Source organism: Agrobacterium sp. CCNWLW155, from assembly GCF_036888815.1.
GTDB lineage: Bacteria > Pseudomonadota > Alphaproteobacteria > Rhizobiales > Rhizobiaceae > Agrobacterium > Agrobacterium radiobacter.
On sequence record NZ_JBAKFW010000002.1, the window covers coordinates 382336 to 395905 of the forward strand.

The following is a 13570-nucleotide window of genomic DNA, read 5'->3' on the forward strand; positions in this document are numbered from 1 at the left end:
GGTCTGGCCCGCGTCTCAGGCGAGCAGAAATTCCATCAGGGCATTCTGGGCATGTAGGAGAAATGCCTTCGCTGCCCGGCTCTGGCAGGCCGGGTGCACCATGGCGTCCGCCGTCACCTCCTGACCACGCGCGACCGGCGGGCAGGGCAAAAAGATCGCATCTGGTCGCATCCTGTCGAGAAGGGATGCGAAGATGCGGTAATCGGTCAGATGATGATCGGGGCCGGCTGGCAAGGAATCGGTAATGACCACATCCGCATCCAGCAACTCTGCCATATCAGTGCTCACCCGGAAGTTCGGATTGACGAGCGCGGCATCGGTGACGTGCCATTGATCGCGGTAAACCTGTGTGACCTGAATGGGCAGGGAAATCGAGGCTTCGACCCATGAGCGTAAAATATTGGCGTCCGGTGCCACACCGACGATTTTGAGGCCGTCTATCCGGCCTCTTACGCTTTTGACATAGGCCAAATCGCCAAGCGTTTCGCATGGATGATTGGACTTTGTCCGCGCGTTGATGACAGGCGCGCGCATTTCGGCTGCAAGCGCCCGGAGGGTCGAGAGTTCTTTCGTGCGGACGATCAGCAGGTCGAACCAGTTGTCGAGATAGCCCGCCAAATCGGCAATGTCTTCGCGGCCGTTAAAGCTGATCGGAACGGTAACGCAAATGCCGCCCATCGCCTGAATGCCGAGATCGAATGCCGCGGTATTGCGCCAGCCGGTGTCATCAACGATCAGCCCGATGCGCTTTCCCTTCAGGGTCTGCGGCGTCGCGGCCTTTGACCAGTCCTCGGCCAGAGCGCCCGCGCGGTCGATGATCGAGAAGACCGCATCCGCGGGCAGGTCGTGAAACTCCAGAAAGTCCTTGCCCGGCGGCAACGGCATATGCGCCTCCAAAACGATATTCGACCAACGCTGTATTGAAAAAAGCCGGAAGTCTGCTTCCGGCTTTCGTAAATTGCGGCGTGTGGGGTTTATCCCGCCAGTCCCGCCAGCGCCTTCACCAGTCCCTGTGTCGAGCTGTCATGGCCGGCAGCGCTTTCCTTGCCTTCAACGACGGGAAGCAGGCCGGTCGCCAGTTCCTTGCCAAGCTCCACGCCCCACTGGTCGAAGGAGTTGATGCGGAACAGCACGCCTTCCACGAAGACGCGGTGTTCGTAAAGCGCGATCAGGCGGCCAAGCGCAAACGGCGTCAGCTTGTCGTAGACGAAGGTGATGGACGGACGGTTGCCGGTGAAGACGCGGTGCGGCGCGATGAAATCGGCGAGCTTGTCTTCCATGCCCTTGGAGGTGAGCTGGGCTTTCGCTTCGGCCAGCGTGCGGCCCTTCATCAGCGCTTCCGATTGCGCCAGGCAATTGGCGATGAGAAGCTGGTGCTGATGGCGCAGTTCTGGCTCAAAACCGTTGGCGGCGATCATGAATTCCGCCGGAATGACGCTCGTGCCCTGATGGATGAGCTGATAGAAGGCGTGCTGGCCGTTGGTGCCGGGCTCGCCCCAGACAACCGGGCCGGACTGGCCTTCGACCGGCGTGCCGTCGATGGTCACACCCTTGCCGTTCGATTCCATGTCGAGCTGCTGCAGATAGGCGGGGAAACGCGAGAGCCGCTGGTCATAGGGCAGGATCGCCCGGGTCGGATAGTTCAGCACGTTGCGGTTATAAAAACCGATGAGGCCGAGCAGCATCGGCAGGTTTTCGCGGATCGGCGCTTCACGGAAGTGCCTGTCCATGGCGTGTGCGCCATCCAGGAACTTGCCGAAATTATCCGGGCCGATGGCAAGCATCAGCGGCAGGCCAATGGCCGACCAGATCGAATAACGTCCGCCGACCCAGTCCCAGAAACCGAAGATGCGATCGCTTTCGATACCGAAGGCGGCGACCTTGTCGAGCGCGGTCGAAACGGCGGCGAAATGGTGCTTTACGGCCTCTTCACCCAGCTTTTCGGCGATGAAGCGGCGCGCGGTGGCGGCATTCGTCATCGTTTCGATAGTGGTGAAGGTCTTCGACGCGACGATGAAAAGCGAGGTCTCGGGATCGACGAGCTTCAGTGTGTCGGCAATATGTGCGCCATCGATGTTGGAAACGAAATGCGCGCGCGGGCCATCATGGAAAGGTGCGAGCGCCAGCGTCGCCATGACCGGGCCGAGATCGGAGCCGCCAATGCCGATATTGATGACATCAGTAATCTTCTTGCCAGTCGCGCCCTTCAGCGAACCGGAACGGATCGCATCGGCAAATTTGCCCATGGCCGCCAGAACGGCGTTCACATCAGGCATCACGTCCTTGCCGTCAACGAGAACCGGCGTGTTGGAGCGATTGCGCAGCGCGGTATGCAGCACGGCGCGGTCTTCGGTGAAGTTGATTGCCTTGCCGGAGAACATCTCCTCGCGCTTTGCCTCGACGCCGCCTTCGCGTGCGAGCTGTTCGAGAAGCGTGACGATCTCCTCATTCACGGCGCATTTGGAATAATCCATCAGCAGGTCATCGAATTTGGCGCTGAAACGGCTGAATCTCTTGTCGTCGGCCGCAAAGGCGGCGCGAAGATCGGTTGCGGCTGTGCTGCTCGCCGTTGCTTTCAGTTTTTCGATGGTGGCCTGCATCTTGTGCTCCTCGGCTTCCGTGGAAGGATGAGGAAACTATTCTTTTTCAGGCGGCCAAATCAAGGCGACTTTGATAAAAGAAAAGGGCCGGGATGAAAGAAAGAGCCGGTCGCCCGGCTCTCCCCATTGGCTGAGACAATCAGTTCAGATTGCGCAATTCGCGCCGCAAGATTTTGCCGACATTCGATTTCGGCAGTTCGGTGCGGAACTCGATGATTTTCGGCCGTTTGTAGTTCGTCAGGTTCTTGGCGCAGAAGGCCTTGAGCTCCGCTTCCGTCAGGGACTGATCCTTCTTGACCACGAAAAGTTTGACGGTTTCGCCGGAATGTTCATCCGGAACACCGATTGCCGCGCATTCCAGCACACCCGGATGGCTGGCCGCCACTTCTTCCACCTCGTTCGGATAGACGTTGAAGCCGGAAACGAGGATCATGTCCTTCTTGCGGTCGACGATCTTGGTGTAACCGCGCTCGTCCATGAAACCCATGTCGCCTGATCGGAAGAAGCCGTCCGCGGTCATGGCCTTTGCCGTTTCATCCGGCCGCTGCCAGTAACCGGCCATGACCTGCGGCCCGCGGATGCAGATCTCGCCGACTTCCCCTGTTGGCAGGCTGTTGCCGTCCTCGTCGCGAATATCGATTTCGGTCGACGAAATCGGCAGGCCGATGGTGCCGCTGAATTCCGTGGAATCAAGACGATTGACCGTTGCAACGGGTGATGTCTCGGAGAGGCCGTAACCTTCGGCAATCGGGCAGCCGACGACGGAAAGCCAGCGCTCCGCAACGGGCCTTTGCACCGCCATGCCGCCGCCGAGAACCAGAATGAGGGACGACAGATCGAGCTTGCGGAAATCCTCGTTGTTCATCAGCGCGTTGAAAAGCGTGTTGATGCCGGGGAAAACATGCGGCTGATAATGCGCCAGCTCCTTCACGAAGCCGGGAATATCGCGCGGATTGGCGATCAGCAGGTTATGGCCACCGAGCGCAATGCCCATCAGCGAATTCACCGTCAATGCGAAGATGTGGCAGAGCGGCAGCGCGCAGATGAAGTTGAGAACCTCCGGGCGATCTTTTTTGCCATTGAAGGCCGCGTCCAGCCACAGGCTGATCTGGACCTTGTTGGCCAGAAGATTGGCATGGGTGAGAACCGCACCCTTCGATACGCCCGTTGTGCCACCGGTATATTGCAGGAAGGCGATGTCCTGCGCCGTGAGACTGACCGGCTTCAACGAAAATCCCTGACCTTCCTTCAGCATCGCCTTGAAGCCGATGGAGCCGGGGATGGTGTAGGCGGGCACCAGTTTCTTGACCTTGCGAACCACCAGATTGACGATATGTCCCTTGAGACCAAGCAGATCGCCCATCGCCGCGACGACCACATGCCGGACGGCGGTTTTTGGCACCGCCTGCTGCGCCACATGGGCGAAGTTTTCCAGCACAAAGATCGCCTTTGCGCCGGAATCCTTAAGCTGATGTTCCAGTTCGCGCGGTGTGTAGAGCGGATTGACATTGACCACGACCATGCCAGCTCGCAGGATCCCGTATACGGCGACGGGATTTTGCAGGATATTCGGCATCATCACGGCAACCCGGTCGCCTTTTTCCAGTCCTCTGGATTGCAGCCAGGCGGCGACCGCGCGGGTTTCAGCGTCCAGTTCCCGATAGGTCAGGGACTTTCCCATGCTGGAAAAGGCCTTGCGGTCGGCAAATTGCGCACAGCTCTTTTCGAGAAGTTCGACAAGGGAGGCATGGGCGGATGCGGGGATTTCGGAAGGTACGCCCGGCGGATAGGATGCCAGCCAGCGCTTCTGTGCGCCGACATTTTCCGGGTGTCCCAGGGACAGTTCACTCATGCTTCTCCTCCCAGAGTCTTTGTTGCGCCGCGCATTCATTGAAATACGTTAACGGCGCTTTCGGCTGCCTGATGTTCACGAGGCTCCCGCATTCAACCGGCCCAATCGGCCGGGTTGAGGAAACCTCATGTGGCGTCACCGGATCGACCGCTCCTCTCGCTCCCCGGTAACGAATGATAGACGCGTAATCCATTGGCGTCCATCTCGTCGGCAAAACCTATTTAACTCTAACGTAAACGTCAATATTGCTGCCGCACATCTCGCCAACTCGTGAAGGGAAATACATTTTTCCCGGCTTTTTTGACTTTAATCCTGATTTGAGCGATCAACATAATTCGCAAAGCAGGGCAGGATTGGAAATGGCAGGCAGGGCAGCGCTTGAACTGAAATCGGTTGGGAAAAGATTCGGCGATACGGACGTGCTGTCCGATATCGATCTTTCCGTCGAACGTGGCGAAATCATTTGTCTGGTGGGGCGCTCCGGCTGTGGAAAATCGACCCTGCTGCGCATTGTGGCGGGCGTGGAGACGCCGGATCATGGCAGCGTTTCCCTGAACGGCGCTGTCGTTGCCGGCCCCGCTGTTTTCGTGGAGCCGGAAAAGCGCAATATCGGTTTTGTCTTTCAGGATTACGCGCTGTTTCCGCATCTCACCGTCGAGCAGAATGTCATGTTCGGTCTTCGCACTTTGCCGAAGGTGGAGGCCCGCCGCCGCGCTGCCGAGATGATCGAACATGTTCACCTGCAGGAGCTGGCAAAACGTTATCCGCATACGCTTTCGGGCGGTGAGCAGCAGCGCGTGGCGCTTGCCCGTGCGCTTGCCCCGCAGCCCGGCCTGCTGTTGATGGACGAGCCCTTTTCCAATCTGGACAGGGGGTTGCGCGACAACGTGCGTGAGGAAACGCTCGGCCTCCTGCGGCAACTGGGCACGACGGCGATCATGGTCACCCATGATCCGGAGGAGGCGCTTTCCGCAGGTGACCGTGTGGTTCTGATGCAGCGTGGACGTATCGTGCAGAGCGGCACGGGTTACGAAATCCACGACAATCCCAAAACCCGCTATGCCGCCGATTTTTTCTGTGCCTTCAACAAGATCGAGGGCCGGGTGAGAGAGGGTCGCGTCGAAACGCCGCTCGGGCTGTTGGGTGACGCCTCCGATCTGCCCGATGGTCTCGCCGCCGTCGCTTATGTTCGCCCCAATGCGATTTCGATCATCGAGGACGGCGCCGCGAAAGAGGGGATTGCCGGCGAAATATCGAGCCGCGTTTTTCTCGGCGAGATCGAGCAGCTTGGCATAGCCGTGCCCGGACTGCCTTCCGACCTGCGGGTCAGGACGATGCAGCGCACACCCGCCCGGACCACGGCGGTGCGCTTCGGTATAGACCCCAAAGGGGTTCTCATCTTTACCTGAAGTTGAATGAATGGACTGGCGCTTTTATTCCCTGTCTATTTTCAACTCTTGGTGATCGCAGCGGCTCAAAAAACCAGGAAATAAAACTTGATTTGGGCCGTCATGTATGATGTCTGCTCCCCCTATATTGCCGCTATCGGAGAGGGAGACAAAACATGACGAAATTTACGAGATTTACCCTGCTTGCCAGCACGGTTGCCTTTGCGGCCGGAACGGCCAGCGCTGCTGAACTCAACATCTACACTACCCGCGAACCGGGCCTGATCCAGCCCCTGCTGGAATCCTTCACCGCTTCGAGCGGCGTCAAGGTCAACACCGTGTTCCTGAAGGACGGTCTTGCGGAGCGCGTTCTGAGCGAAGGCGCAAGCTCGCCGGCCGACGTTCTGATGACGGTGGATGCGGGCAACCTCGTTGATCTCGCTGAAAAGGGCGTCACCCAGGCAGTTGAATCCGAGACTCTCACGAAGGCCATCCCGGCTGAACTTCGCGACGCCAAGGGCCATTGGCTCGCGCTTTCCATGCGCGCCCGCGTTCTCTACGCGGCGAAGGATGTCGATCTCGCCTCCTTCAACTATGAAGATCTGGCGGATGCAAAGTGGAAGGGCAAGGTTTGCATTCGCGCCGGCCAGCATCCCTATAACACGGCGCTGTTTGCCGATTACATCGCCCATTACGGCGCTGCGGACACCGAGAAGTGGCTTGCCGGCGTCAAGGAAAACCTGGCCCGCAAGGCAGGCGGCGGCGACCGCGACGTTGCCAAGGACATCCTCGGTGGCATTTGCGACATCGGCATCGCCAACTCCTATTATGTCGGTCTGATGCGCTCGGGCAAGGGCGGCGAGGAGCAGGTGAAGTGGGGCGACGCCATCAAGGTGGTTCTGCCGACCTTCAAGAACGGCGGCACGCAGGTCAATATCAGCGGCGCGGCTGTGGCCAAGAATGCTCCGAACAAGGCGGAAGCCGTCAAGCTGCTGGAATATCTCGTTTCGGACGAAGCCCAGAAGATCTATGCTGAAGCCAACTACGAATATCCGGTCAAGCAGGGTGCTGCTCTCAACGAGATCATCGCTTCCTTCGGCACGCTGAAGATCGATAACAAGCCGCTGACGGAAATCGTCTCGCATCGCAAGCAGGCGAGCGAGCTGGTCGACAAGGTCGGTTTCGACAAGTAAAGGCCAATCAGCGATAACATGGTGGAAGGCGTTCGCATCTGCGGGCGCCTTTCCGCGTATTTTCCAAAAGCACATGAATCCAGACGCCATCCAGCCATTGACACCTCGTGCCCGAGTCAGGTTTTCATCCTCCTTCTGGTGGCTGTGCCTCTCCGTGCTGGCGGTCTGTGGCGCCATGGTGCCGGTTCTGGCGCTTGTCTCACAGGCTTTGCAGGGGTCTGAAGGCCTTTGGGCGCATCTCGGCTCGACCGTGCTCTGGACGGCGCTTCCGGATACGGCGATCCTTCTCGCTGGTGTCGGGCTGCTGGCCGGTGTCATTGGAACCTATGCCGCCTGGCTGGTCACCGCCTATGATTTTCCCGGCCGCAGATTATTGGAATGGGCACTGCTGCTGCCGCTGGCCATGCCCACCTATATCGTTGCCTATGCCTATCTCGATATCCTGCATCCCATCGGGCCGGTGCAGGGTGCGATCCGCTGGCTGCTCGGTTATTCAAGCCCACGAGAATTCCGCCTGCCGGACATAAGGTCGATGACGGGCTGCATCGTTCTCCTCGGCTTCGTGCTGTTTCCCTATGTCTATATTCCCGTGCGCGCCATGTTCCTGACGCAAGCGGGCAACCTGCTGGAAGCGGCCCGCACGCTCGGCGTTTCAAGACGCGCGGCTTTTTTCAAGGTCGCGGTGCCGCTGGCGCGCCCGGCGATCGCGGTCGGCATCAGCCTAGCCTTGATGGAAGCGCTGAATGATATCGGCGCATCGGAATTCCTCGGCGTCCGCACCCTCACCGTTTCCGTCTACACCACATGGGTCACGAAATCCGACCTTCCGGGTGCGGCGCAGATCGCGCTCTCCATGCTGTTCATCGTTGTCGCCCTTGTGGCGCTCGAGCGCTGGGCGCGGCGCAAGCAACGTTACGCGGTTTCTGCACAGAAAAGCAGGGAACTGGAACCGCTGCGGCTCACCGGCCTGAAGGGCTGGGGCGCCTTCGTGCTCGGCAGTCTGCCGGTCCTGATCGGCTTCGTAGCACCCGCGAGCTATCTCGTCATTGAGGCTTGGAAGCGCTTCCGCTTCAGCGGCCTGTCGGCCCGTTTCGCCGATGAGGCTCTTAACACCATCCTCTTTGCCGGGCTGGCGACGGTGATCACGCTTATCCTGGGCCTTGCCGTTGCTTACGCCATGCGCCTTGCACCGGGACGTCTCGCGCTCTGGTCCTATCGTCTTTCGACAGTGGGTTATGCTGCCCCCGGCACGGTCATCGCCATCGGGGTATTGATTGCACTCGGCGGTTTCGACCGGTTTGTCGACCAGACCATGCGTGACTGGTTCGGCATCTCCACCGGCCTGATCTTCATCGGCAGCGGCGCGGCCCTCATCTATGCCTATTCCGCACGTTTCCTCACCATTGCCGCGGGCGGTGTCGATGCCGGCCTCAGCCGTATCCCGCAATCCTTCGATCACGCCGCGCGAACGCTCGGTCGATCCGCGACGCAGACATTCCGCCAGATTCATCTGCCGCTTTCCAAGGCGTCGCTTGCGGCGGCGGCGCTGCTGATCTTTGTCGATTGCGTCAAGGAACTTCCCGCCACGCTTCTCCTGCGTCCGCTCAATTTTGAGACCTTCGCCACCCATCTTTATGGCGAAGCGGCGCGCGGCACCTATGAGGAGGCGTCTATCGCAGCCCTTGCGATTGTCGTCATCGGCATGCTCCCCGTGGTGCTGCTTGCGAGGATCGGCCGGCGCAAGGGCTGACATCCACGCCCTGCCTCACAAATGACGGGTCCGAAACTGTGCGAGAAGCCAATAAGATTCAAATCCGCCCCGAAAACGACAAGCATCCCGCCTTAATCCTGATGTAAACACTCATCTTAATTGAGGTGCTGCGGCCTGTCGGATAGGGACATCGGCCGCGATCTGTTTCGGGGCATATCTTGAAAAATTTGCATGGGATGTTTTTGAGCCGTCTGGCTTCGGGCACGGCCGCCATTGTTTTGCTGGCGCCAGCGATGGGCCACGCGCAGGACACGACCGTTCTGCAGCAGATTACCGTTGAAGGGCAGGGCGCGGGAAACGCGACTGGCCCGGTCCGCGGTTATGTCGCGAAGAAAAGCGCCACCGGTTCGAAAACCGAGACGGAAACCAAGGATATTCCGCAATCCGTATCGGTCGTCGGCCGCCAGGAAATGAACGACCGCGGCGCGGTGACGAAAATCGATGAAGTGCTGCGTTACACCCCCGGTGTGACGGCGGAACCCTTCGGCACGGACCCGGACACGGACTGGATTTATATTCGCGGTTTTCAGGCAACCCAGACCGGCGTGTTCCTCGATGGGCTGAACCTGTTCAGCTACGGTTTCGGCGGTTTCCAGATGGATGCCTACGGTCTGGAGCGCGTGGAGGTCCTGAAAGGCCCCGCCTCGGTGCTTTACGGCGGCGCCAATCCCGGCGGCATTGTGCAGATGGTCCGCAAGCGCACGCAGGATGAGTCGGTGCGGGAAACGGAAATCGGCATCAATAATTTCGGCAATGCCTTCTTCGGCTTCGATCTCGGCGACAAGGTCGATGAGCAAGGCGTGTGGAAATACCGCGTCACCGGCAAGGTCTCCGGCGGCGACAATTACACCGACTATTCCGAGGATTTGCGCGGCTTCATCATGCCGCAGATCACCTTCGAGCCGGATGCGCAGACAAGCGCTACGCTCTACGGCTATTTCTCGGCGCTCGATCAGGTCCATATCGGCAACGGCTTCCTGCCCTATGTCGGCACGGTCGTGGACGCGCCCTTCGGCAAGCTCGATCGCAAGGCCTTTTATGGTGAGCCGGATATCGATAATGGCCGCGTCTACCAGTCGATGGTGGGTTACGAAGTCAGCCATGAATTCGACAATGGCTGGAAGATCAGCCAGAACGCCCGTTACGGCCACCTCTACAAGCACGAGACCGGACCCTATGCGGGCGGCTGGGCCAATGCGGACGCTAATGGCCAGCCGATCCTCGATGCCACCACCAACGACTATATGCTGACCCGCTTCGGTTATGACGGCGTGTCGAAGGTCGACAGCTTCGGCGTGGATAACCGTGTTGAAGGCGAGTTCGATACCGGCGCGGTCAACCATTCGCTGCTCTTTGGCCTCGACTATAAATATTACCGGCTGGATCAGGTGCAGGCCTGCTGCGGATCGAATTCGATCGGCGCGCTCAACCCGGTCTATGGCTCGACGCAGGGAACGAATTTCGTTTATGCCGACAATATCGTGACCCAGCAGCAGATCGGCATCTACGCCCAGGATCAGCTGCGTTTCGGCGATGGCTGGCTGGTCACGCTGAACGGCCGTTACGATTATGTCGATACGGAACTGAACAACAGGCTGCCTGCCGGCCTGTCCCGCCGCTCCAATGACGATGCGTTAAGCGGCCGCGCCGGTCTCGCCTATGAATTCGACAATGGCCTGACGCCCTATGTCTCGGCTGCCACCTTCTTCAATCCCCTCATCGATACGCTTGCCGACGGCACCCCCGCCGTACCGGAGGAGGGACACCAGTTCGAGGCGGGTATCAAATATGAGCCGACCTTCTTTGACGGCAGCATCACCGCCTCCGTCTTCAAGCTGGTCAAGGACAATGCCATCGTGTCCTATACGGCGGGCGGCGTGACCACGAGCGGCCAGTTCGGGCAGGTGGAATCCACCGGCTTCGAGCTGGAGGCCAAGGCCAATCTCAGTGAGAACTGGAAGACCATCGCGTCCTATTCCTATACCGATCTGGATATCACCAAGGATGCCAATCCCAACCTGATCGGCAAATCACCATGGATCGTGCCCGCCCACACCGCCTCGCTGTGGCTGGATTACGCCTTTACCAATGATGCGCTGGAAGGCCTAAGCCTTGGCGGCGGCGTGCGGTATCAGGGCAAATCCTGGGCGGATGCGGCCAATACGCTGCGCGTGCCGGATGCCGCCGTCTTCGACGCCGCGATCCGTTATGAGAAGAACGACTGGACCGCATCGATCAACGTCGCCAACGTCTTCGACAAGGAATATGTGAAGAGCTGCGCCGGGGTCTCCGTCTGCGGCTGGGGCGATAGCCGCACCATCACTTTCAAGCTTTCCAAGAAGTGGTGATGGGCGGCCAAAGGCCGTAGTTGCGGGAAAATTGGTTTGCCACTATAAACATGAATAGATTTATCATGTTATAGTGGCGCCATGGCGCCCTGCGGGATCGAGAGGCCATGGCTTTCCGCGTGCGGATGGAAAATGAGATCGAGGGTTTTGCCGTCATTGGCGGCCCGCGCTCGAGGATGTGGAACGGCATCGTCGCCGATCTCTGGGACGTGCGCTGCGCCCCGAAGGCGGGTGGCCGTTATGTCGGCAAGGACCCGCGTTTCGTTTTCCTGCTCGATATGGATGGGACGGATGACGGCCGCTTCATGATGAACCGCTGCCGCCGCGATAATTACGGGTCGTCAAAGGCGAACCGGATTTCCTTCGTTCCCGCCGATCTGGATGTTCATGCGGAACTGAGCAATGTCTCCTTCGTGCGCCACCTCGATCTGCATTTCGATGCGGGATTGCTGGGTGCCCGGCTGGTGCAGGGCTTCGATCCGCACGGGCTGCTCGATCCGCATCTGATGTTCGAGGATGAGCGCCTACTGGCGCTGGCGCGACTGATTGCTGCCGAATGCGATAATCCCGATCCGCTGCATGACCTCTATGGCGAAAGCCTCGTGCTGGCGCTGCTCACGGATTTCCTGAAAGTGAAGCGGGAACCGGTCAAGAAACGCAGCAAGCTCGCCGCCTGGCAATTAAGGGCGGCGACGGACTATATCCGCGAACATTGCCTGCGGTCGATCCGGCTGGAGGAGCTGGCGGAACTCACCAACCTCTCGCAATCCCATTTCAGCCATGCCTTCAAGGCCTCTACCGGCGTGCCCCCGCACCAGTGGCAGATGCAGGCGCGCATTGATCGCGTCAAGGAATTGATGATGCGGACCGACATGGCGTTGACCGATGTCGCCATCGCCGCCGGTTTTTCGGACCAGGCGCATTTCTCCCGCGTCTTTCGCAAGATGGTCGGTGTTTCCCCCTCCGTCTGGCAGAAGATCCGTCAGTAGGCACGGATTTTGTTCCATTTTCCTCCAAAAAAATTCCCGCCGAGGCGACTGGAGCGCAGGGGAACGAATTGCCTGTCGCGGGGTTTACCAGACGTGACCTCAAAGAGGAAAAACAAGGAGGAAAGGCACATGATGCATCAGGAACCCCGCGCCGGACAGGACCCCTATGTCAAGGATACGCCGAGCCTGATCGCCAGCGACAAGGTGGAAGGCACCCGCGTTTATGGTGCTGATGGCAAGCATATCGGCTCGATCCAGCGCATCATTCTGGAAAAACGCGGCGGCCGCGTCGCCTATGCGGTATTGAGCTTCGGTGGCTTTCTCGGAATCGGCGACGACTATTACCCACTGCCCTGGGAAAAGCTGCATTATGACGAAGAACTCGACGGCTACCGTATCGATCTTACCAAGGAAGAGATCGAAAACGCGCCGCACTTCGCCAATCTGGATGATAACGACCTGCTGAACGCCAGGGACCGCAAGGTCTATGACTATTACGGCGTCGCTCCGTATTGGATGTAAAATCTGCTAAAAGGCGCTTCCGGCTGTTCTATCTCCGGAAGTGTCGCACATAAAGGAACGGCTCCTTTTCAGGAGCCGTTTTTCGTTTGGCGCGTCAATGCGTGTTGTTCTGCATCTCGGAAACCGCATCGGTAAAGCACTTGCGTGCCTCTTCGGGCGATTTGCGCCCGTCAAGAGCGGCGCGGCAGGCGCTTCTCGCTCTTACGAAGCTCAACCCCCCGATTTTGGGCCAGCCTTCGGTCAACAATGTCAGTGCTTCGAAGGGGCCGGCGATGACACTCTTGCCATTCGCCTCAAGATTGACCTCTACAGGTTCTGTCCATCTCTCGTTCTTCATCGTGCACCTCCCAGAGCAACGCGATCCCGAAATACACCCGACAGCGAAGCAACCCATGAACGCAGTCGTGTGTCACTGCCGCTTAGGATATGCGCAAGCGATCGAATTGACAACGGGGATCAACGGAAGCCGAAAAACGACAGGATCGCCAGAACGATGACGACGAGGCCGACGATGTAGATGATCTGGTTCATGATTTTCTCCTTGGCTGGTGTCATCACCATAACGTGAGGGAGAAGACGAGGTTCCAGCAGCCAATGAGAATTTAATCACGTACTAAAATGTTGCGAACATCCCATCGTCGATAAAAGGCTATGTCACCTGCGCAGGATTACCCAGATGGCGTGAATGATGCCGGGAACATAGCCGCAGAGTGTCAGGAGAATGTTGATCCAGAAATGCAGGCCGAGCCCGACCTGAAGAAAAACGCCGACGGGCGGGAGGATGATGGCGATCAGGATACGGATGACGTCCACAGTGGGTGCTTTCAAGTTAACCAAGACTAGACAATCAACGTAAGTGGAGCCCGGTTGGTTTCAACGTCCTATTGATGACGAATACCTTCCTTCA

The 13570-nt window shown here is 58.8% G+C and carries 11 protein-coding genes; 6 read left to right on the forward strand and 5 right to left on the reverse strand.

The genetic code is table 11. The features are described from left to right. Positions 1 to 15 precede the first annotated feature (15 nt). The 3 genes from V6S97_RS10425 to V6S97_RS10435 all read right to left on the reverse strand — a co-directional run bounded on the left by V6S97_RS10425 (position 16) and on the right by V6S97_RS10435 (position 4452). Positions 16 to 885 (reverse strand): ornithine carbamoyltransferase, encoded by an 870-nt coding sequence (locus tag V6S97_RS10425; protein ID WP_334426760.1) that lies wholly within the window; start codon positions 883 to 885, stop codon positions 16 to 18. A gap of 89 nt (positions 886 to 974) precedes the next feature. Further along, positions 975 to 2600, reverse strand: coding sequence for a glucose-6-phosphate isomerase (pgi, locus tag V6S97_RS10430; protein ID WP_112292912.1), 1626 nt, complete (start codon positions 2598 to 2600; stop codon positions 975 to 977). Positions 2601 to 2739: 139 nt separating this feature from the next. Beyond that, positions 2740 to 4452 (reverse strand): long-chain fatty acid--CoA ligase, encoded by a 1713-nt coding sequence (locus V6S97_RS10435; protein ID WP_107674983.1) that lies wholly within the window; start codon positions 4450 to 4452, stop codon positions 2740 to 2742. A gap of 359 nt (positions 4453 to 4811) precedes the next feature. Between V6S97_RS10435 and V6S97_RS10440 the strand changes: the two genes are divergently transcribed. The 6 genes from V6S97_RS10440 to V6S97_RS10465 all read left to right on the forward strand — a co-directional run bounded on the left by V6S97_RS10440 (position 4812) and on the right by V6S97_RS10465 (position 12663). Beyond that, a complete protein-coding gene (locus V6S97_RS10440) occupies positions 4812 to 5861 on the forward strand; it encodes an ABC transporter ATP-binding protein (protein ID WP_334426761.1) in 1050 nt (349 codons plus the stop codon). 155 nt (positions 5862 to 6016) lie between these two features. Then, positions 6017 to 7033 carry an extracellular solute-binding protein gene (locus tag V6S97_RS10445; RefSeq protein WP_334426762.1) on the forward strand — a complete coding sequence of 339 codons (1017 nt, stop codon included), beginning with the start codon at positions 6017 to 6019 and terminating at the stop codon, positions 7031 to 7033. Between the two features lie 73 nt (positions 7034 to 7106). Then, entirely contained in the window at positions 7107 to 8783 is a 1677-nt protein-coding gene (locus V6S97_RS10450; protein ID WP_112292911.1) for an ABC transporter permease, read from the forward strand. Positions 8784 to 8962: 179 nt separating this feature from the next. Further along, positions 8963 to 11152, forward strand: a complete 2190-nt coding sequence (locus tag V6S97_RS10455) for a TonB-dependent siderophore receptor (RefSeq protein WP_334426763.1) — start codon at positions 8963 to 8965, stop codon at positions 11150 to 11152. A gap of 107 nt (positions 11153 to 11259) precedes the next feature. Then, on the forward strand, positions 11260 to 12141 hold the full coding sequence (locus tag V6S97_RS10460; RefSeq protein ID WP_003503589.1) for a helix-turn-helix transcriptional regulator: 882 nt from the start codon (positions 11260 to 11262) through the stop codon (positions 12139 to 12141). Positions 12142 to 12270: 129 nt separating this feature from the next. Further along, positions 12271 to 12663, forward strand: a complete 393-nt coding sequence (locus V6S97_RS10465; protein ID WP_003503587.1) for a PRC-barrel domain-containing protein — start codon at positions 12271 to 12273, stop codon at positions 12661 to 12663. A 94-nt stretch (positions 12664 to 12757) separates the two neighbouring features. On the opposite strand, the gene V6S97_RS10470 is transcribed toward V6S97_RS10465, so the two are convergent. Further along, positions 12758 to 13000 (reverse strand): DUF982 domain-containing protein, encoded by a 243-nt coding sequence (locus V6S97_RS10470; RefSeq protein WP_003503584.1) that lies wholly within the window; start codon positions 12998 to 13000, stop codon positions 12758 to 12760. A gap of 317 nt (positions 13001 to 13317) precedes the next feature. Beyond that, a complete protein-coding gene (locus tag V6S97_RS10475; RefSeq protein WP_003503579.1) occupies positions 13318 to 13476 on the reverse strand; it encodes a YqaE/Pmp3 family membrane protein in 159 nt (52 codons plus the stop codon). Between the last annotated feature and the right edge of the window lie 94 nt (positions 13477 to 13570).

Bases quoted from the DNA above. Each gene is read 5' to 3' on its own strand.
- V6S97_RS10425 (WP_334426760.1), bottom strand. From the start codon at position 885: ATGCCGTTGCCGCCGGGCAAGGACTTTCTGGAGTTTCACGACCTGCCC.
- pgi (WP_112292912.1), bottom strand. From the start codon at position 2,600: ATGCAGGCCACCATCGAAAAACTGAAAGCAACGGCGAGCAGCACAGCC.
- V6S97_RS10435 (WP_107674983.1), bottom strand. From the start codon at position 4,452: ATGAGTGAACTGTCCCTGGGACACCCGGAAAATGTCGGCGCACAGAAG.
- V6S97_RS10440 (WP_334426761.1), top strand. From the start codon at position 4,812: ATGGCAGGCAGGGCAGCGCTTGAACTGAAATCGGTTGGGAAAAGATTC.
- V6S97_RS10445 (WP_334426762.1), top strand. From the start codon at position 6,017: ATGACGAAATTTACGAGATTTACCCTGCTTGCCAGCACGGTTGCCTTT.
- V6S97_RS10450 (WP_112292911.1), top strand. From the start codon at position 7,107: ATGAATCCAGACGCCATCCAGCCATTGACACCTCGTGCCCGAGTCAGG.
- V6S97_RS10460 (WP_003503589.1), top strand. From the start codon at position 11,260: ATGGCTTTCCGCGTGCGGATGGAAAATGAGATCGAGGGTTTTGCCGTC.
- V6S97_RS10465 (WP_003503587.1), top strand. From the start codon at position 12,271: ATGATGCATCAGGAACCCCGCGCCGGACAGGACCCCTATGTCAAGGAT.
- V6S97_RS10470 (WP_003503584.1), bottom strand. From the start codon at position 13,000: ATGAAGAACGAGAGATGGACAGAACCTGTAGAGGTCAATCTTGAGGCG.